22 protein-coding genes and 1 tRNA gene are annotated in these 17,864 nt (G+C 68.8%); 13 read left to right on the forward strand and 10 right to left on the reverse strand.

The genetic code is table 11. From position 1 onward, the window contains the following. Positions 1-135 precede the first annotated feature (135 nt). Both J0I99_RS05100 and J0I99_RS05105 read left to right on the forward strand, forming a co-directional pair. Entirely contained in the window at positions 136-3,195 is a 3,060-nt protein-coding gene (locus tag J0I99_RS05100) for a helicase-related protein (RefSeq protein WP_291396322.1), read from the forward strand. 6 nt (positions 3,196-3,201) lie between these two features. Next, entirely contained in the window at positions 3,202-3,591 is a 390-nt protein-coding gene (locus tag J0I99_RS05105; RefSeq protein WP_291396323.1) for an RNA-binding S4 domain-containing protein, read from the forward strand. Here J0I99_RS05105 and J0I99_RS05110 read toward each other — a convergent pair. Both J0I99_RS05110 and J0I99_RS05115 read right to left on the reverse strand, forming a co-directional pair. Then, entirely contained in the window at positions 3,588-3,872 is a 285-nt protein-coding gene (locus tag J0I99_RS05110) for a HigA family addiction module antitoxin (RefSeq protein ID WP_291391693.1), read from the reverse strand. The genes J0I99_RS05105 and J0I99_RS05110 overlap by 4 nt on opposite strands. A gap of 10 nt (positions 3,873-3,882) precedes the next feature. Then, complete coding sequence (locus J0I99_RS05115; protein ID WP_291391692.1) at positions 3,883-4,167, reverse strand: type II toxin-antitoxin system RelE/ParE family toxin; 285 nt, start codon at positions 4,165-4,167, stop codon at positions 3,883-3,885. A gap of 247 nt (positions 4,168-4,414) precedes the next feature. On the opposite strand from J0I99_RS05115, the gene fdxA reads away from it, so the two are divergent. Further along, positions 4,415-4,753, forward strand: coding sequence for a ferredoxin FdxA (fdxA, locus tag J0I99_RS05120; protein WP_291391691.1), 339 nt, complete (start codon positions 4,415-4,417; stop codon positions 4,751-4,753). A gap of 330 nt (positions 4,754-5,083) precedes the next feature. After that, complete coding sequence (locus tag J0I99_RS05125; RefSeq protein ID WP_291396324.1) at positions 5,084-5,647, forward strand: CarD family transcriptional regulator; 564 nt, start codon at positions 5,084-5,086, stop codon at positions 5,645-5,647. A gap of 64 nt (positions 5,648-5,711) precedes the next feature. Here the strand turns inward: J0I99_RS05125 and J0I99_RS05130 are convergent, their stop codons facing one another. Together J0I99_RS05130 and J0I99_RS05135 are read right to left on the reverse strand one after the other, a co-directional pair. Beyond that, positions 5,712-6,272, reverse strand: coding sequence for a cytochrome b/b6 domain-containing protein (locus tag J0I99_RS05130; RefSeq protein WP_291391689.1), 561 nt, complete (start codon positions 6,270-6,272; stop codon positions 5,712-5,714). Further along, a complete protein-coding gene (locus tag J0I99_RS05135) occupies positions 6,256-6,519 on the reverse strand; it encodes a PepSY domain-containing protein (RefSeq protein ID WP_291396326.1) in 264 nt (87 codons plus the stop codon). The genes J0I99_RS05130 and J0I99_RS05135 overlap by 17 nt, the downstream gene beginning before the upstream one ends. A 149-nt stretch (positions 6,520-6,668) precedes the next feature. Between J0I99_RS05135 and J0I99_RS05140 the strand changes: the two genes are divergently transcribed. Beyond that, the gene (locus J0I99_RS05140; protein ID WP_291391687.1) at positions 6,669-7,328 is read left to right on the forward strand and encodes a response regulator transcription factor; all 660 of its coding nucleotides are present in this window, start codon (positions 6,669-6,671) and stop codon (positions 7,326-7,328) included. Next, positions 7,325-8,668 (forward strand): ATP-binding protein, encoded by a 1,344-nt coding sequence (locus J0I99_RS05145; RefSeq protein ID WP_291396328.1) that lies wholly within the window; start codon positions 7,325-7,327, stop codon positions 8,666-8,668. The genes J0I99_RS05140 and J0I99_RS05145 overlap by 4 nt, the downstream gene beginning before the upstream one ends. Here J0I99_RS05145 and J0I99_RS05150 read toward each other — a convergent pair. Genes J0I99_RS05150 through J0I99_RS05160 form a run of 3 tightly spaced genes read right to left on the reverse strand, consistent with a single transcriptional unit; the run spans position 8,640 to position 11,565 of the window. Then, complete coding sequence (locus J0I99_RS05150) at positions 8,640-9,440, reverse strand: DUF1295 domain-containing protein (RefSeq protein ID WP_291396330.1); 801 nt, start codon at positions 9,438-9,440, stop codon at positions 8,640-8,642. The two genes, J0I99_RS05145 and J0I99_RS05150, sit on opposite strands and share 29 nt — an antisense overlap. Next, positions 9,437-10,228: a DUF1365 domain-containing protein gene (locus J0I99_RS05155; protein ID WP_291396332.1), complete on the reverse strand. Its 792-nt coding sequence runs from the start codon at positions 10,226-10,228 to the stop codon at positions 9,437-9,439. Before J0I99_RS05155 ends, J0I99_RS05150 begins: the two co-directional genes overlap by 4 nt. Beyond that, entirely contained in the window at positions 10,225-11,565 is a 1,341-nt protein-coding gene (locus J0I99_RS05160; protein WP_291396334.1) for an NAD(P)/FAD-dependent oxidoreductase, read from the reverse strand. Before J0I99_RS05160 ends, J0I99_RS05155 begins: the two co-directional genes overlap by 4 nt. 135 nt (positions 11,566-11,700) lie before the next feature. On the opposite strand from J0I99_RS05160, the gene J0I99_RS05165 reads away from it, so the two are divergent. Continuing rightward, complete coding sequence (locus J0I99_RS05165) at positions 11,701-12,117, forward strand: DUF2177 family protein (RefSeq protein WP_291391923.1); 417 nt, start codon at positions 11,701-11,703, stop codon at positions 12,115-12,117. Between the two features lie 21 nt (positions 12,118-12,138). Here the strand turns inward: J0I99_RS05165 and J0I99_RS05170 are convergent, their stop codons facing one another. Both J0I99_RS05170 and J0I99_RS05175 read right to left on the reverse strand, forming a co-directional pair. After that, on the reverse strand, positions 12,139-13,608 hold the full coding sequence (locus tag J0I99_RS05170) for a M48 family metalloprotease (protein ID WP_291396335.1): 1,470 nt from the start codon (positions 13,606-13,608) through the stop codon (positions 12,139-12,141). Continuing rightward, a complete protein-coding gene (locus J0I99_RS05175; RefSeq protein WP_291396337.1) occupies positions 13,605-14,414 on the reverse strand; it encodes a thermonuclease family protein in 810 nt (269 codons plus the stop codon). The genes J0I99_RS05170 and J0I99_RS05175 overlap by 4 nt, the downstream gene beginning before the upstream one ends. 137 nt (positions 14,415-14,551) lie before the next feature. Between J0I99_RS05175 and J0I99_RS05180 the strand changes: the two genes are divergently transcribed. Then, positions 14,552-15,274, forward strand: a complete 723-nt coding sequence (locus tag J0I99_RS05180) for a hypothetical protein (protein WP_291396339.1) — start codon at positions 14,552-14,554, stop codon at positions 15,272-15,274. On the opposite strand, the gene J0I99_RS05185 is transcribed toward J0I99_RS05180, so the two are convergent. Then, entirely contained in the window at positions 15,271-15,696 is a 426-nt protein-coding gene (locus tag J0I99_RS05185; protein WP_291396341.1) for an OsmC family protein, read from the reverse strand. The two genes, J0I99_RS05180 and J0I99_RS05185, sit on opposite strands and share 4 nt — an antisense overlap. Positions 15,697-15,869: 173 nt before the next feature. Between J0I99_RS05185 and J0I99_RS05190 the strand changes: the two genes are divergently transcribed. From J0I99_RS05190 to J0I99_RS05210, 5 genes are all read left to right on the forward strand, one after another. Then, positions 15,870-16,256 (forward strand): hypothetical protein, encoded by a 387-nt coding sequence (locus J0I99_RS05190; RefSeq protein WP_291391917.1) that lies wholly within the window; start codon positions 15,870-15,872, stop codon positions 16,254-16,256. Between the two features lie 56 nt (positions 16,257-16,312). Beyond that, complete coding sequence (locus J0I99_RS05195) at positions 16,313-16,909, forward strand: copper chaperone PCu(A)C (RefSeq protein ID WP_291396343.1); 597 nt, start codon at positions 16,313-16,315, stop codon at positions 16,907-16,909. A gap of 140 nt (positions 16,910-17,049) precedes the next feature. After that, positions 17,050-17,126, forward strand: a tRNA-Arg gene (locus tag J0I99_RS05200). A 53-nt stretch (positions 17,127-17,179) separates the two neighbouring features. Beyond that, positions 17,180-17,647, forward strand: a complete 468-nt coding sequence (locus J0I99_RS05205; protein WP_291391915.1) for a CAP domain-containing protein — start codon at positions 17,180-17,182, stop codon at positions 17,645-17,647. After that, entirely contained in the window at positions 17,637-17,864 is a 228-nt protein-coding gene (locus tag J0I99_RS05210; protein WP_291391914.1) for a sulfurtransferase TusA family protein, read from the forward strand. Before J0I99_RS05205 ends, J0I99_RS05210 begins: the two co-directional genes overlap by 11 nt.

Consider the following 17,864-nt stretch of genomic DNA (forward strand, 5'->3'; position numbering starts at 1 on the left):
CGTGAGTCGCAACCGATTCCTTTCCGGTTTGTTCCCGGTTTGGACCAATATTTAACGCGGGCGCCGGCACAGGGCACGGATTGTTCCTGAACGAGACACTCGTCGTTTGCCCTCCGATCACCTAAATAGGGCGTGATGACTGCCATTTCCGCCTCCTCGCTCAAGGCGATCCTTGGGCCAACCAACACCGGCAAGACCTTCTTCGCCATCGAACGGATGCTGGCGCATCGCTCGGGCATGATCGGCCTGCCGCTCAGGCTGCTAGCGCGCGAGGTCTACCAAAAGGTGGTCGACCGCATCGGCGCCCAGCACGTGGCGCTGGTCACGGGCGAAGAACGCATCGTGCCCGCCAAGGCGCGCTACTGGGTGTGCACGGTCGAAGCCATGCCGCTCGACGTGCCGGTCGAATGCGTGGCCATCGACGAGATCCAGGTGGCGACCGATTTCGACCGCGGCCATGTCTTCACCAACCGGATCCTGCATGCCCGCGGCCTCAGCGAGACGCTGCTGCTCGGCTCGGCAACCATGGCGCCGCTGGTCCGCGCGCTCCTGCCGGGTGTCGAGATCATCCACCGGCCGCGCTTCTCGGAGCTGCTCTATGCCGGATCCAAGAAGATCAGCCGCCAGCCCAAGCGCTCGGCCATCGTCGCCTTCTCCGCCAGCCAGGTCTACGCCATCGCCGAACTGATCCGGCGCGAGCGCGGCGGCGCGGCGGTGGTGATGGGCGCACTGAGTCCGCGCACGCGAAATGCCCAGGTCGACATGTACCAGAACGGCGACGTCGACTTTCTCGTCGCCACCGACGCCATCGGCATGGGCCTCAATCTCGACGTGCACCATGTCGCCTTCGCCGACGACCACAAGTTCGACGGCCACCAGACGCGGCCCCTGACCCCGGCCGAGTTCGGCCAGATCGCCGGCCGCGCCGGCCGCCACATGCACAACGGCAGCTTCGGGGTGACCGGCAATGCCCCCGAGTTCGAGGACGAGCTGATCAAGCAGCTCGAGATGCATGACTTCGAGCCGGTACGCGTCATCCAGTGGCGCAACCACGAGCTCGACTTCGCCTCGATCGAGGCCCTGCACGCGAGTCTCGACCGCACCCCGCCCGTCCGCGCCCTCACCCGCGTGCCCGTCGCCACCGACCAGCACGCGCTCGAGTTCACCGCCCGCAACGAAGCCGGCGCGCTGGCGCGAGGCGACGAGGCGGTCCGGATGCTCTGGGAATGCTGCGGCATCCCGGACTATCGCGACATCTCGCCGGCCCAGCACGGCGAGATCATCACCCGCATCTACCTCGACCTGCGCCGGCATGGGCATGTCGACGCCGACTGGATTGCCGAGCAGGTGCGGTTCTGCGACAATGTGACAGGCGACATCGACACCTTGTCCAACCGGATCAAGCAAATCCGGACTTGGACATTTGTCGCCAACCGCAAGAACTGGCTAGAAGACCCCGCATATTGGCGCGAAAAGACCCGCGACATCGAGGACCGGCTGAGCGACGCCCTGCACGAGCGTCTGACGCAGCGCTTCGTCGACCGCCGCACTTCGGTGCTCATGCGCCATCTGAGAGACAAGCATATGGTATCGCCTGAAATAAACGACCTCGGCGAAGTGAGCCTGGAAGGCCACCTGATCGGCTCCATCGAAGGCTTCCGCTTTACCCTGGCCCGATCCGAGGGCGGCGATGCCAAGGGCGTGGCGACCGCCGCCGCGCAGGTGGTGGCGCCCGAGATCGCGCGCCGCGCCGAACGCGTGGCGGGAGCGCCCAACGAGGAGTTCGTGCTCGCCACCGACGGCTATGTGCGCTGGCGCGGTCAGGTGATCGCCAACCTCGCCGAGGGCGAGCAGCTGCTGACCCCGCGACTCATCGTCCTCGCCGACGAGAACCTCACCGGCCCCGACCTCGAGCGCGTGCAGGACCGGCTGAACCTGTGGCTGCGGCACCTGATCAACACCCAGCTCGAGGCCGTTCTGGCGCTGGAAGCGCCGGCCGAGATCGAGGGCACGGCGCGCGGCCTCGCCTACCGGCTCTACGAGAGCCTAGGCATCATTCCGCGCGGCGCGGTCGCCGACGAGGTCAAGGGCCTCGACCAGGACGAGCGCGGCAAGCTCAGAAAGCTCGGCGTCAAGTTCGGCGCCTACCACATCTACGTACCGGCCAGCCTGAAGCCGGCGCCGCGTGAGCTGGCCCTGATTCTGTATGCCCTCAAGCATGGCGGGGTGCGCCAGCCCGGCGTCACCGAACTGCCGCAGATCGTGCTCTCGGGCCGCACCAGCTTCCTCATCGATCCCGAGGTCGACACCAAGCTCTACGAGCTCGCCGGCTTCAAGGTCGCCGGCCGCCGCGCCGTGCGCGTCGACATCCTCGAGCGCCTGGCCGACATCATCCGTCCGCTGATCGCGCTGAACCCCGCGACGCACCAGGGGGAACTGCCGGCCGGCGCCGCCGAGGGCAACGGCTTCCGCGTCACCGTCGAGATGACCTCGCTGCTGGGTACGGCGGGCGAGGACTTCGCCTCGATCCTCACTTCGCTCGGCTATCGCGTGCGCCGCACGCCCAAGGCCGCCATTGCCGCTCCTGAGGCGGCAGCGCTCGCACCCCCGGCAGCCGAAACCGCTGCCGCCGAGGTCCCAGAAGCTTCGGCTGCGCCGGCCACGGAGGCCGCCGTGAACGCCGAGGCCGCCACCCCCGTCGAAGGCGCGGCGCCGGCCGCCGCCGCGCTCGAAGAAACGGCAGCCGTCGAAACCGCGACCGCCGATCTCGGCGCGCCGGCTCCCGCCGTTCAGGCCGAGAGCGACAAGCCTGCCGAGCCCGAGTTCGACGAAGTCTGGTTCCCGGCCGGTCGCCGTCCCGACAATGCGCGCCACAACAGCAACCGCAGTCGCACGCCGCGCCCGGACGGCGCCGAAGCCACGGCCGATGGCGGCAAGCCGCCGCGCTCTTTCCGCCGCCCCGATCGCGAGCCCGCAGGCGACGGCAAGCCGGGCGGCCGGCCGCGCCTCGAAGGCCGCCGCGACGAGCAGCGCAAGCCGTTCGACAACAAGGGCAAGTCCAGCGGCAAGCGTTTCGACAAGCCGCGCGAGGACTGGAAGGAACATCGGCCCCGCGAGGATCGCAAGCCTGCGACCCTCGACCCGAACTCACCCTGGGCTGCCCTCGCCGCGCTTCGGAACCCCAAGAGCGAGTAGCCGCGCTTGGAGAAGCAACGGCTCGACCGGTGGCTGTTCTTCTCCCGCGCCGTCAAGTCGCGGACCCTGGCGCAGAAGCTCATCGAGGCGGGCGCCATCCGGGTCAACTCCGAACGCACCGACAAGGCCGACCTGAAGGTCGGCCCGGGCGACGTGCTGACCATGACGGTGCACTCCCGCCTGCTCGTCTGGCGCATCCTCGATGCCGGCGAACGGCGCGGCCCGGCAACCGAGGCGGCGACCCTGTACGAGGACCTGTCGCCGCCGCCTGTCCCACGCGAGCAGCAGCCATTGCCGCTGGCCGCCCGCCAGCCCGGGGCCGGCCGACCCACCAAGAAGGAGCGGCGCCAGATCGACCGCCTGCGCTCGGACGAGGGCGAGGACAGCGAAGACTAGGCGGCGCGGGTCGGCAGCTTGCTGATTGCCTCTCCGACCTGCTGCTCCGCCAGGCGCAATTCGTAGATCTTCTGCAGGTTCAGCCAGAATTCGGCGCTGCTGCCGAACCAGTGCCCCAGCCTCAGGGCCGTATCAGCTGAAATGCTGCGCTGCCCGTTGATGATCGACGTGATCCTGTTGACTGGAACCTCGAGCTGGCGGGCCAGTTCGGCGGCCGACAGACCCAGTTCAGAGAGTTCTTCGGCCAGATGCTCACCGGGGTGGATGGGGCTGCGGGGCATTGGCATACTCCTAGTGATAGTCCACGATCTCGACATTGACCGGTCCGGCCGACCCCGCAGGCCATTCAAAGCAAAGGCGCCACTGGTCGTTGATCCGGATGCTGTACTGACCGGCGCGGTCACCCCTCAGGGCTTCAAGTCGATTGCCCGGCAGCGCGGCCAGGTCTTGTAGTGCAGTCGCCGCCTCGAGCCGATCCAGCCGCAGCTCTGCCTGGCGCGCGAAACCGGAGAACTCCCTGACGTGGTCGCCCGACGCAAAGCGTTCCGTACGTCGGTCGCGATAGCTGACGATCATCCGGAATAACCTTACGCATTACGTAATGCATAACACATCCGAGAACGGCCGTAAATCGACGCATTCGGCTTCATGCGCGTGGTCGGCAGCGCAGCCGTGGTGTGGCAGTGGGTCCAGAAACCTTGCCACCCGTCCGGCTTGCGATGCCGGACAAAAAGGGCTAGCACGACCACGTGACCTCGTGCTTCCGGCGAGGTCCGGCCAAGACCCAGCGGCCCGATAACCCTGAGCAGGAACGCTCGCGAATATGACCTACATCGTCACGGACAACTGCATCAAGTGCAAGTACATGGACTGCGTCGAGGTTTGCCCCGTCGACTGCTTCTATGAAGGCGAGAACATGCTCGTCATCCATCCCGACGAGTGTATCGACTGCGGCGTATGCGAGCCCGAATGTCCGGCCGAGGCGATCAAGCCCGATACCGAGGGCGGCCTCGACAAATGGCTGGAAATCAACAGCAAATACGCCTCGGCTTGGCCGAACATCACCGAGAAGCGTGACCCGCCGGCCGACGCCAAGGAGTGGGACGGCGTCGCGGGCAAGTTCGACAAGTACTTCTCCGAGGCCCCCGGCGAGGGCGACTGACCACGGCTTCGCCGCCGGATTGCCTTGCCGATGAACGCATCCTGAACGCCGGATCGCCCCGATCCGGCGGGCTGTGATTCGCAACTTTTGATTTTGCTGAAATTTTGTGCTAGGCTCCAGAAATCGAATGGAGCTTGCCCGTCATCCAGCGTGCCGCCAGGCACTTTTTTTATGACACCAGCAAATATGGGGCGCAGTCAGCCGGTCTCGCGGACGGCTGGGATGCGCAAACGGTGCTTGCTTACCGTTCGACGGGCGAATGAGCAACAACAAGGGACGGCCTTTCCGCGAAGAGCGGTCCCACGGCGGCGTTAATAGGAGTATCCCTTCATGGTCACCAAGAAGCCTCAGCAGCGGCTTGGATTCAAAACGGGTGAGTACATTGTCTACCCGTCCCACGGCGTCGGCCTCATCACCTCGATCGAAGAACAGGAAGTCGCGGGGCTGACCCTCGAACTGTTCGTCATCTCGTTCGAGCAGGACAAGCTGACCCTGCGCGTGCCCGTCGCCAAGATCAAGTCGGTCGGCATGCGCAAGCTCGCCGAGGAAGACGAGGTCAACAAGGCCCTCGAGACCGTCACCGGCCGGGCCCGCGTCAAGCGCACCATGTGGTCGCGCCGCGCCCAGGAATACGAAGCTAAGATCAACTCGGGCGACCTGATCGCCATCTCGGAAGTCGTGCGCGACCTGTACCGCTCGGACGACCAGCCGGAGCAGTCCTATTCCGAGCGCCAGCTGTTCGAGCAGGCCATGGACCGCATGAGCCGCGAGGTCGCGGCCGTGAACAAGCTGACCCTCACCGAGGCCGTGCAGCTGATCGAGAAGAACCTGCAGAAGTCGCCGCGCCGCGGCCCCAAGGCGGACGCGGCCGATGCCGAGGAAGCCGCCGCGTAAGCCGGCTTCCCCTTGCCCAGATACGAAGAAGGCCGGCAGCGATGCCGGCCTTCTTTGCTTTGGCTCACGCCACGTCGTCGCCCGTCGCCGGTCGCTTGCGGCCGGTGAGCATGGCGAGCGGCAGGTTCTCGCGGTGGCGCCAGCTGGCGACGACTACACCCAGGACATGCAGGCCGATGAGCACCAGGATGAGCTTGCTCGTGAGCCCGTGCAGTTCCTCGATCCAGTCGACGCCGAAGAACATGTCGGTGGTCGCGAGCCAGCCGGTCAGCACCTGCGCGCCGACCACCAGCAGCAGGGCGATGATCATCGCGCCGCCGGCCGGGTTGTGGCCGATATAGCGCCGCTCGACGCCCCGGGCGATGTCGCGCAGGTAGCCGAGGACCGCCTTGGGATGCCGCACGAACGCCGAGAAGCGGGCGTGCCGGGTCCCGACCAGTCCCCAGACCAGCCGGACGGTGATCAGCGCCGCCGCGACGTAGCCGGCCCAGTGGTGCACCGTCTTGGGGCCCTCGTCGCCGGTGATCCAGGCGATCGCGACGCTACCGACGAGCGACCAGTGAAAGACCCGCACCAGCGGGTCCCACACCGTGACCGGACCGATCGCCTCAGTCGGCTTCGACATCGAGCATCTTCAGCGTTTCGGGGTCGAACAGGTTCTCCATCCGCTTCCCGGCGGCATTGACGGCATAGGCCTCGTAGCAGCCCTTCTGGTCCTTGATCTGGCGCACCGTCCAGCCGTCTTTCTCGAGCTGGGCCTTGAGCACATCCTTGCTCTGGGCCTTGTCGGCCGGAACGTTGCACACGTCGGCCGCGAAAGCCGGCATGGCCAGCAGCGAGGCCACGAAGGCGAGGGCGAGGGTCTTCTTCATCGTTGATATTCCTGTGCATGGGACCGGCAATCACCGGCCGCATGGATTTGCCGTGCGTCGCTTACGGTGCGCTGACGCGGCGCCGGCATTTGCGTAAGGTTGGCGTCAGCGAGGCGTGACATGCGACGCCGCCTGCGACGGGAGACCCTATGCGTTTGCTGCTGGTGGAAGACGACGAGATGCTCGGCCAGGCGGTACGGGACCATCTCGTCGCCAACGGGCATGCCGCCGACTGGGTCCGCCGTCTCGATGCGGCGCAGGCGGCGCGCATGACGACGCCCTACGACGTCATCCTGCTCGACCTGAACCTGCCGGACGGCCGCGGCCTCGAGCTGCTGCGCGCGCTGCGCCGCAAGGGCGACGCCACCCCGGTGATCATCCTCACCGCCATGGACCAGCTGTCGATGCGCATCGAGGGTCTCAACTCCGGCGCCGACGACTACCTGGTGAAGCCCTTCGACCTCGACGAACTGGTGGCGCGGCTGGGCGCCGTCGGCCGGCGCTACGCCGGCAACCCCAATCCCCTGCTCGTCGTCGGCCCGATGGAGGTCGACGCGGCGCACCGCGTCGTCACCGTCTCGGGCCGCCCGGTCGAGCTCACCGCGCGGGAGTGGGCGGTGCTCGACCGGCTGGCCCAGCATCCCGGCACGCTGGTGTCCAAGGCGCAGATCGAGGACGCCCTGTTCGGCTTCGGCGACGAGGTCGAGAGCAATGCCGTCGAGGTCTATGTGAGCCGGTTGCGCAAGAAGCTGGAGGCCGGCGTGATCCACACCGTGCGCGGGCTCGGCTACCGCCTGGCCCCGCCATGAACACCGGCAGCATCACGCGGCGACTGGTCCTCGCCCTGACCGCGGGAGCGGCCCTGTTGTGGCTGCTGGGGGCGCTGTTTGCCATCCTCGTGGTCCGCAACGAGCTGCAGCAGACGCTCGACAGCGGCTTGCGCGAGACGGCAGAGCGCATCCTGCCGCTCGCCGTCGACAGCCTCGGCGACGATCATGACGGGGATCTCGACCAGCCGCTCGAATACCATCTGGAACTGCCCGAAGAGCGCCATGCCGAATTCGTCGTCTACCAGGTGCGCGAGCCGTCGGGGCGGGTGGTGATGCGCTCGCACGATGCCCCGCGGGAGGGCTTCAGCGCAGCCCTTGCGCAAGGCTTCTCCAACGACGCGCCGTGGCGGATCTACACCACGCAGGAACCCAAGACCGGCCTGTTCATCCAGGTGGCCGAAGCGGCGGCGAGGCGCGAAGCAGCGCTGTGGGGCAGCATCCTCGCCATGCTGCTGCCGCTGGCCCTGCTGGTGCCGCTGGGCGCGCTCGGCATCCACTTTGCCGTGCGCAGCGGGCTGGCGCCCCTGCGCGAGGTCGGCAAGGAGCTGGCGCGCCGCGACGTCGGCAACCTCGCCCCGCTCGACATCAGCCGTACGCCGACCGAACTGAGGCCGATGACCGCGGCGATCGACGACCTGCTGCAACGCCTGCGCGCCGCCTTCGAGGCCGAGCGGACCCTGGCGGCCAACAGCGCCCACGAGCTGCGTACGCCGATTGCCGGCAGCCTGGCGCAGACCCAGCGGCTGGTCGACGAGTTGAGCGGCCACCCGGCCCAGCCCCGCGCCCGCCGGGTGGAGGAGACGCTGCATCGGCTGAGCGCCCTCGCCGCCAAGCTCCTCGCCCTCTCCCGCGCCGAATCGGGCACCGCCCGCGTGGCCGCGGCCATCGACCTGCTGCCGGCCCTGCGGCTGATCGTCGACGAGACGGGCGGGCCGCGCGCCCACCACGACCAGGTCATCCTCGACCTGTCGCACGGCTACCCGGTCAGCGCGCCGATCGACGTCGACGCGTTCGGGATCGTCATGCGCAACCTGATCGAGAACGCCTTGCTGCACGGCAAGGCCGGCACTCCCGTGGTGGTGGCCGTGCCGCGCCCCGGTGTCGTGGAGGTCAGCAATGGCGGCCCCGTCGTTTCGGCCGACAAGCTGGCCGAGCTGACCCGGCGCTTCGCCCGCGGCGACACGGAGGCGGCCGGGTCGGGGCTCGGGCTCACCATCGTCGAGACCATCATGCACCAGGTCGGCGGCCGGCTCGAGCTGCTGTCCCCCGGCACCGACCGGGCGGACGGCTTTACCGCCCGGCTGGTGTTTGCTGGCTGAGCCGGATCGGCCAGAACGCCGGCACCCGCTGCTGGTAGGCGCGATAGGCCTCGCCGCGCGAGCGCAGCATGTGCGCCTCGAGCGGCGGCACGCCCGAGACGTGGCGCAGCAGCACATACATCAGGATGGGCGCAACGAGGCTGATCCAGCCCCAGCCGGAGCCCAGCCCGATCGGCACCAGCCCGACCCAGTACAGCCACTCGAAGAAATAGTTGGGATGGCGGCTCGCCGACCATAGTCCCACCGCGCAGACCCGGCCCCTGTTGGCCGGGTCGGCGGCAAAGCGGCGGAGCTGTGCATCGCTGATCGCTTCCCCGACGATGGCGAGGACGGCGATGGCAACGCCGATGGCGTCCCCGATGCCGAGCGGTCCCGGCGCGTGCGCCGCGGCCATCACGGCGACGGCCAGCAGCAGCGCGACGCCGGCCTGGATCTCGAGAAACAGCAGCATCTGCCGGGGCCAGTCGTCGCCCCAGCCGCGCTTCAGCTCGGCATAGCGCGGATCGTCGGCGCCCTTGCGCGTGCGTCGCGCGATATGTGTGCCGAGGCGCAGCGACCAGAATGCCACCAGCGCCGCGACCAGCCAGTTCCGGGCCGAGAGCTCGCCCCCGAGCGGTGCAAGCGCCGCGGCAACGCCGGCGATGCCGACGGTGAAGCTCCAGAACGCATCGGCCCAGCCCGAGTTTCCCGTGGCCAGCACCACCCGCCAGGCCACCGCCATGGCGGCGGCGGCGAACAGGCCGATGACGAGGATCGCGAGCCAGATGCTCATTCGGCGGGCTCCGTGACAGGCGCCTCCGCACGCATCGGCGCGCTGTGGTCGATGCGCCGCCGCGCCGCGTGCCAATCGAGGAACCGGACGCCCTTGAGCAGCAGCTTCAGCGCCTCGTAATGGATGCCGGCGACCACCTTCAGCGTCATCAGCGGATAGCGCAGCAGCAGGCGGAGGAGATTGCGGTCGGAGAGCTCCCGGCGCTGCCCGGTGAACGAGGCGGTGAGCAGCAGCCCGTCGGCGTCGTTCTCGAGGATGGAGACGCCGACGCCGTCGCCGGGCGGCAGGATGCGGAAGCGGTAGAGGCAATCCATCGGCATGAACGGCGATACGAAGAAGGACTTCCTGGCCTCGTGCCGCACCACGCCGCCGGCGTCCGGCCGGGCCGGCATCACATAGGTGTGTCGCTCGCCGTGCGTGTTGTGCACCTCGTAGAGGATGGCCTGCACCTCGCCGGCCTGCCCGTAGCAGAAGTAGACGCTGAGCGGATTGAACACGAAGCCGAACAGGCGCGGGTAGCACAGCAGCTCGATGCGCGTTCCGTCCCAGTCGATACCGGCCTCGGCGACCAGCTGCGCCGCCCATTGCCGCAGCGGCATGTGCCGGTCGCCGTGATCCCGGGCGCGGAAGCCGAAGATGCCGGCCCGCTCGATGCCGAGCAGCTTCAGGTCCAGCCGCGGCAGCTCGTCGAGGTCGAGCAGCAGGCAGAACACGCGATAATGCAGCCGGTGCGACCGCGGCCGCATCCGGGCATGCACGACCTCGCCGGTATAGATGGCCGATCTCATTGCGCCGGCTCGAATTCGCGCGGCCGCGTCGCGATGCGGCCGGGCTTCCTCGCCCAGGGCGCCGGCGCCCCCAGCGACTCGGCCACGGCGAGGCCGGACTGCAGGGCATCCTCGTGGAAGCCGTAGCCGAAATAGCTGCCGCAGAACCAGGTGTTGCGCACCCCCTGCAGCCGCCACAGCTGGTCCTGCGCCTGGAGCGCGGCGGCATTGAACAGCGGGTGGGTGTATTCGATGGCCCGGATGACGCTGCCGGGCCGCGGCGCGCGCACCGGATTGAGCGTGACGAAGAGCTGCCGCTTGGTGGGCAGCGATTGCAGCCGGTTCATCCAGTAGCTGACGCAGAGCGGACCCTCGTCGCCCTCGGCGCCCTCGATGTAGTTCCAGCTTGCCCACACGCTGCGGCGCCTCGGCATGAGCGAGCGGTCGTCGTGCAGCACCGCGAGGTTGGGCGTGTATTCGAACGCCCCGAGGATGTCGCGCTCGACCTGCGACGGATCGGCCAGCAGCCGCGCCGCTTCGTCGGCATGCGCGGCGATCACCACGTCGGTGAAGGTGTCGAGCTCGCCGCCCACGTCCTCGACCGTCACCAGCCCGCCGGTCCGCGCGATCCGCCGCGCGGCGCGGCGCACCTGGACCTTGCCGCCCATGTCCTGGCGCAGCGCTTCGACATAGGCGCGGCTGCCGCCGGCGACGGTGCGCCACTGCGGGCGACCCACCACCTGCAGCAGGCCATGGCTGGAAAAGAACCTGAGGAAGGCGCGCATCGGGTAATCGCGGATCTGGCTGGCGGTGGTCGACCAGATGGCGGCGCACATCGGCAGCACATGCTCCTCGATGAGCGCGCGCGAATAGCCGCCGCGCTCGAGGAACTGCCCCAGGCTGGTGCCGTCGACGCCGTCATGATCGAGGCTGCGCGCCACCTTGTAGAAGGCGAGGATGTCCGCGATCATGCGCCAGAAGCGCGGCGAAACGAGGTTTTGGGGCTGGCCGAACAGGCCGAGCGGCCGGCTGGAATATTCGAGCCGTCCGCCCCCGACCGAGACGCCGAGCGACATGTCGGCGGCCAGGCTCGGCACGCCCAGGTGCTCGAGCATGGCGACGAAGTTCGGATAGTTCGCCGGGTTGAACACGATGAAGCCGGTATCGACCGGGATGACGCCCTCCGGGCAGTCGACATCGACCGTGTTGGCATGCCCGCCCAGCCAGGCGTTCTTCTCGTACAGCACGACCTCGTGCTGTCGGCTGAGCAGCCACGCGGCCGACAATCCGGCGACCCCCGACCCAACCACCGCGATGCGGCGTCCGTGCCGGTGTCCAAGCTCCGATAGATGATGCACTGCTGTATTCCCCGCTGGTACCGCGAGCAGCTACGGCCGACGGTGCCCGAAGGTTTCATGGCGCGGGCAAAAAACGGGCAATGCGAAACAATTCGCCGCCGGCCCCCGTTACTGCGCGCCTACAGGGAGCGTGCCATGCCGCCATTCGTCATCGCCTATATCGGTTCCGCCATCGCCATGCTGGCGCTCGACGTCGTGTGGCTGACCACGATGGTGCCGCGCCTGTACAAGCCGGCGCTGGGCGACCTGCTCGCCGATCCGCCCAACCTGCCGGTCGCGGCGGTGTTCTACCTGCTCTACGTCGTCGGCATCGTGTTTTTCGCCGTGCTGCCGGCAGTTGAGCACCGGTCATGGCTGGCGGCTCTCGGCGCCGGCGCCCTGCTGGGGCTCGTCGCCTACGGCACCTACGATTTCACCAACCTCTCGACGCTGCGCAACTGGCCGCTCGGACTGAGCCTCGTCGACGTCGCCTGGGGGGCCGTGGTGACCAGCCTCGCGGCGCTCGCCGGCTATGCGGCGACGATGTGGCTGGCCCCGCCGACGGCGGCGTGACCCGGACCTGCCGGCTGAGCCCTATTCGACGGTGACGATCTTGTAGCGCTGACCGGTGATCAGCGTGTCGCCGGGATAGAGATTGTTGAGGATGTAGAACAGGTCCGTGCCGCGGCCGAGCCCGCTCATCCGGCGGGCCAGCGAGTCGGCCGTGTCGAGCGGCCCGGCGGTGACGCTGCGCACCACCAGCTGCTTGACCAGCGCCAGATCCTTGGCCGTCGCCGCGCGGAAGCTCCTGAGCGTCGCCTCCGCCGCCTTGGCGAAGCCGGCATTGTCGAAGCGCGAGGCGAAGATGAAGCGGTACACCCGGCCCTCGTGGCGCACCACCGCGACGCGGAAGTTCCACTGCGGCGTCACCGCCGTGCCGGTCGCCATGTCGTAGCCATTGGCGCTCTCGCGCCGGACGGTCTGCGGCTGCAGCCCGGCGATCCAGCCCGACTTGAGATAGTCCTCCAGCCCCATGGTGGCCGGCACCTCGGCGCTGTCGAAGCGCACCGCCTCGCCCTCGCCGGCAACGCCCACCACGGCGCCCTTCGAGATCTGCAGGGTATAGGTCTGCGGCACCTCGAAGGTGAACTTCAGCGTCGGGTTGATGTAGCGGCGCCCCGAGATGGCGCCCTGCGCCGGGCTGTCGCCGAAGGCCAGCCCCTCGATGCCGGCCATGTAGCCCTCGCGATCGGTCTCGCCCAGGCCCGGGGCACCGAAGAAGGAGCGCGCCGTCTCGATCGCCTTCTGGATGCGGTCGGGCGTCGAGGGATGCGAGGACAGGAAATCCCCCTCCTGGTCGGCATCGCCCTGCGAGAAATGCGCGAACCGGCCCATGGCGCCGAGGAACCGGGCTGCCGCGTGCGGATCGTAGCCGGCCCGTCCCGACGTCAGGATGCCCTCCTTGTCGGCCGCCAGCTCCTGCTGCTGGCTGAAGGCGGCCAGCGACATCTTGGAGCGGTTGGAGGCCTGGTCCGTCGCGGTGTCGGCGCCGAACACACCCGAGATCACCTTGTCGACGATCTCGTCGGTCTTGGCCCGGTTGGTGCGGGCCCGTGCGTGCTTGAGCGTGACGTGCGCGATCTCGTGCGCCAGCACCGCCGCGATCTCGGAAGTGTCGGAGGCAAGCGCGAGGATGCCGCGCGTGACGTAGACATAGCCGCCCGGCAGGGCGAAGGCGTTGACCTCGGCGGTATCGAGGATGGTGACGGTGAACTTCTGGTTGGGTTGATCCGCAGCCGCCAGCAGCCGCCCGACGATGCGGGCGATCATGATCTCGGCCTGGCGGTCCGAATAGATGCCGCCATAGGAGGCGACGATGCGCGGGTGCTCGCGCGCCCCGATCGCATCCTCCTCCGGGTCGTCCGAGGGCGCCTGGGCGATCGGAATGGTGTCGGCCGGATGGCTGGGGGCGACGCCGGGCAGGCTCGAACAGGCCGCGAGCAGCACCATGAGGGCTGCAGCCAAGAGGGCGGCGAGCGCCTTGATCCCGGATGCCATGCTCATGGAGCGCGCAAAACCTCTATCTGCTCGGGATGGGTGATCTCGACCCGAGGGCCGTCGATCTCGTCCATCCAGCCTCTGATCCGCACCAGGGCGCCTTCGAGCTGTTCCGCATCGTATCCGTCGCGCGCGAACAGGCCGAGCGCCGCCCTGTCGATCACGGCGGTGAAGTCCTGTTTCCACGATCGGCCGAAATTGAGGTAGACGCGCCCCTGGGCCCTGTCGGCCTTGAGCACGCGACCCTCCACCAGCTCGTAGTAGCCCGGGCGCCCGGCAAAATCATCCGGCCGGTCCGCCCGCCGCACGAGATAGTAGGGATCGGCCCAGATGCCAAGCTTGTTGAGGCGGGCCTGTGTCTCGGCGGCCAGCAACTGTGGCACGCATGCACGATTGTCCGGGAACGAGTAGACCCGGGCCCAGCCGGCGGCGATCATCTGCTGCTGCACCCAGGTCTCGGGTTGGTCGGTGAGGAACACCTGGCCGAGCGTCCGGCCATGCCGGTCGGTGCGCGCGCCGCCATGGCGCACGCGCACCTGCTTGCCGAGCACGAGCCTTTCGAGGGCGATCCGCGCCTCGTCGGCCAGGGGCCAGGCCGAAAAGCCCTCGCGCCCGAGGGCGAGCTTGGGCGCCTGCGTCCCGATCAGGCGCACGACCATCCCCGTGTCGAGAACCACGGTATCGCCGTCGCGCACCGAGGCGACGACGCCCCGGGGGCCGTCGACCAGCCCGTCGCAGGCCGCTGACGCGCTCACCGGCATGGCGGCGACCACTGCGGCCATGGCAATGCTGACCAGTTCCCGAGCAAGCAAGTTCCGCCCCCTTCGACATGACCGAAACTGCACGAAATTGCGGCGAAATTCTTCCCTTTCCGGTCATGCGCGATCAATGTTGCACGCGCGGCCGGACGCAATAGGATCACCACTAGTCCACAGCCGGGCCCGCCGCGATGCTCGCCGAACTCCGTGTCCATGCCGCGAGCCGCCGCGATACGCCGCCCCGGTTCCGGCCCTACCTTGCCGAGGCGGTCCGCTACTGGTCGACCGGCCTGCGGCAGAGCCGGGCCTGGGCGCCGCACCTTGCCAATGCACGCGGACTGATCGACACCGGCATCGACGATTTCCCGGTCCGCCGGACCGTCGTCGTGCTCGGCGCCGGGCCGCTGTTCGAGCTGCCGCTCGAATCGCTGGCCCGCACCTTTGCCCGGGTGGTGCTGGTCGACCGCGCCCATCTTTCCGCCATCCGCCCGCGTCTCGCCCGCTACGGCAATATCGAGCGCCAGTGGCGCGACCTGTCGCCGGCCACCAGCGTTGACCCGCTCGCCTTCCTCGCCGGCATCGCCGACCTCGACTGGGTGATCTCGGCCAACCTGCTGGGCAGCATGGCGCTCGCCGCGCCGGCTGGGCAGCATCGACAAGTCATCGAGGATCACCTGGCAGCGCTCGCCGCTCTGCCCTGCCCGGCAACGCTGATCACCGACCTGGACTACCGCGTCTTCAACCGGCATGGGGTGGTCCTCGACAGTGCCGACCTGATGCATGGGCGCTTCATGCCGCGCTCCGGGCTGCGCTGGAAGTGGGAGGCGGCGCCGTTCGGCGCGGACCAGCGGCACACGCGGCGGGTCCATTCGGTCGCCGCATGGCCGGATTGGCGCGAGGCCGATTTCGGCTAGACCAGCCGTGCCTCGAGGCTGACCTTGATGGCCCCGAGCGCACGGGAGACCGGGCATTCTGCCTTGGCCTTCTGCGCCAGCTCGGTGAACCTGGCCGCATCGATGCCCGGCACCTTGCCCTCCAGCACCAGCGCGCTGCCGGTGATGCCGGTGCCCGGGATCAACTCGACATTGGCGGTGACGGCAAGACTGTCGGCGGGCGTGCCGTTCTCGGTGAGGTAGGCGCTGAGCTGCATGGCAAAGCACGCCGAATGGGCGGCGGCGATCAGTTCCTCCGGATTGGTGCCCGAGCGGCCTTCCTCGTCGATGAAGCGGCCCTTGTGCGTGTAGGGTAGCCCGGCAAAGGCCCCGCTCTGCACATCGAGCACCCCGCCGCCCTCGCGCAGCGTCCCCTTCCACACCGCGGTCGCATGTCTCTTCATCCGGGCTCTCCTCTCCTGATTGTACGGGCGCGACCCTAGCAAGCGGCGGCGGGGGACAAAAGTTCCCGCCGTTGCGCGGCCGTGACGCGCGTCGATCGAAGCAGCCCGGTGCGACACGCGATGGACTTGCGTCATCCGCCGCCAGCGTTTAGCAGCGCATCGAGGGAGGGGCCATGAGCTCTCGATCGCGCAGCCTTGTCCGGGAGACAGGCACCGCACTGGCGGTGCTGGCGATCTATCTGCTGACCCTGTTGCTGCCGCTGCACCAGGCCGCCGGCCTGCAGCGCGACCTCGCCAAGCTCGGTTTCGAGGCCCACCTCGAATGGTCGATCTGCGGCCCGGCCGCGGCAGGCGACAGGGGGCAACAGGACCCGACCGCCCTGAAGTGCCCGGCGGCGGGGATTGCCAAGCACGAGTTCGCGGCGATCGTCCCGACGACGCTGCACGTGCTTGCGCCTGTCGCCGTTGACGCCGTCCGCCACGCCCATGCCGACGTCGCCCACAATGCCATCCGGCCCGATCATTTCGGCCAGTCCCGGGCGCCTCCAGCCGCGGCCTGATTGCCTCGCCGGCAGCCCCGCTGCCGCTCAGACCGCTTCCCAGACTGGAGATCATCATGATCCGTATCCTCGCCCACGCGGCCGCCCAGGCCATCCCCCATGCCCTCCGCCCTGCCGCCCGCCTCGCCCCGGTTCTCGCCGCGCTGCTGCTTTCGCCGCTGCCCGCCCTCGCCCACGACACCACGCACGCGGCCGCCGCCCCGACGGCCGCCATGGTCGTGACGGCCGGCGACATCGAGATCTCGGGCGCCTTCTCCCGCGCCACCCTGCCCAAAGCCCCCGTCGCCGGCGGCTACCTGACCCTGGTCAACAAGGGCACGGCCGACGACCGGCTGGTCTCGGCCAGCTCGCCGGTCGCCGGGGTGGCGCAACTGCATGAAATGAAGATGGACGGCGACGTGATGAAGATGGGCGAGCTGGCCGACGGCATCCCGGTCCCCGCTGGCCAGACCGTCACCCTTGCTCCTGGCGGCCTGCACATCATGCTGATGGACCTCAAGCAGGCGCTCGTCGAAGGCAGTACCTTCCCACTGACGCTGACCTTCGAGAAGGCCGGTGCGATCACCATCGAGGTGCTGGTCGGCGGCGTCGGGGCCAGCGCGCCGGCCCACGCCATGAACCACTCCGATGCCCCGGGCCACGAGGCCCACTGACGCGAGTAGCGCGGCCGACGCTGCGGCTCCGGGTGGCGCGCCGCGCCACCCTCGGCAGCGCCGGTCGTCCCAGCCGAACGAAGGCACCACGCGCGAACGGGTTCCCCCCGGCCCGATCATTTGCTATGTGCCGAGCGAGTGACCCCGTAGCTCAGCAGGATAGAGCGCAGGATTCCTAATCCTGAGGCCGCGCGTTCGAATCGCGCCGGGGTCACCAACTGCATGTCTGGCACGCCGGAACCATCCGGCCATGCACGGAGTTTTCGCCCCATGTCGATCCTGCCCATCGCCCGCCTCGCCGCCGTTGCGACGCTTGCCGCCGTCCTCGGCGCCTGCTCGATGGGAGGCGGCCAGGCCCTGTCGCCCGGGCTGACGGCGCCGATGAACCAGCCCGGAGCCCAGTTGAACCGGGTCGAGGCGCTGTTCCTGCTCAATGATTTCCGTCGTTCGCAGGGCGCCGCCGACGTGCGCGGCGACACCGTGCTCGATGGCACGGCCCAGACGCTCGCCGCCAATTACGCCAAGACCGGCGGCCAGCCGCTGCTGCCGCCGGGCGCGCTGGTGATGCGGCTCAGTGCCGGCTACGCCACCTTCGCCGAGGTGTTCTCGGGCTGGCGCAACGTGCCGGCCGATGCCGCGGCCCTCGTCACCCCGGGCGCCACGCGCGCCGGCCTCGGCGTCGCCTACGACCCGAACTCGGCGCATGGCGTGTACTGGGTGCTGGTGCTTGCCAACTGACGCAGAGACGCTCGATTGCCGCGGGCTCAAGTGCCCGCTGCCCGTGCTGAAGATGGAAAAGCGCCTGGCCGGGCTTGCCCCCGGGGCGGCGCTCATCGTGCTGGCCACCGACCCGATGGCTCGGGTCGATATCCCGCTCTACTGCCGGCAGAACGGCCATGCCTGCGACCTCGCCCAGGACGGCGACGTGCTCCGCTTTTCGATCACCAGGGCCTGA

The organism is Devosia sp., assembly GCF_017307495.1.
GTDB lineage: Bacteria > Pseudomonadota > Alphaproteobacteria > Rhizobiales > Devosiaceae > Devosia_A.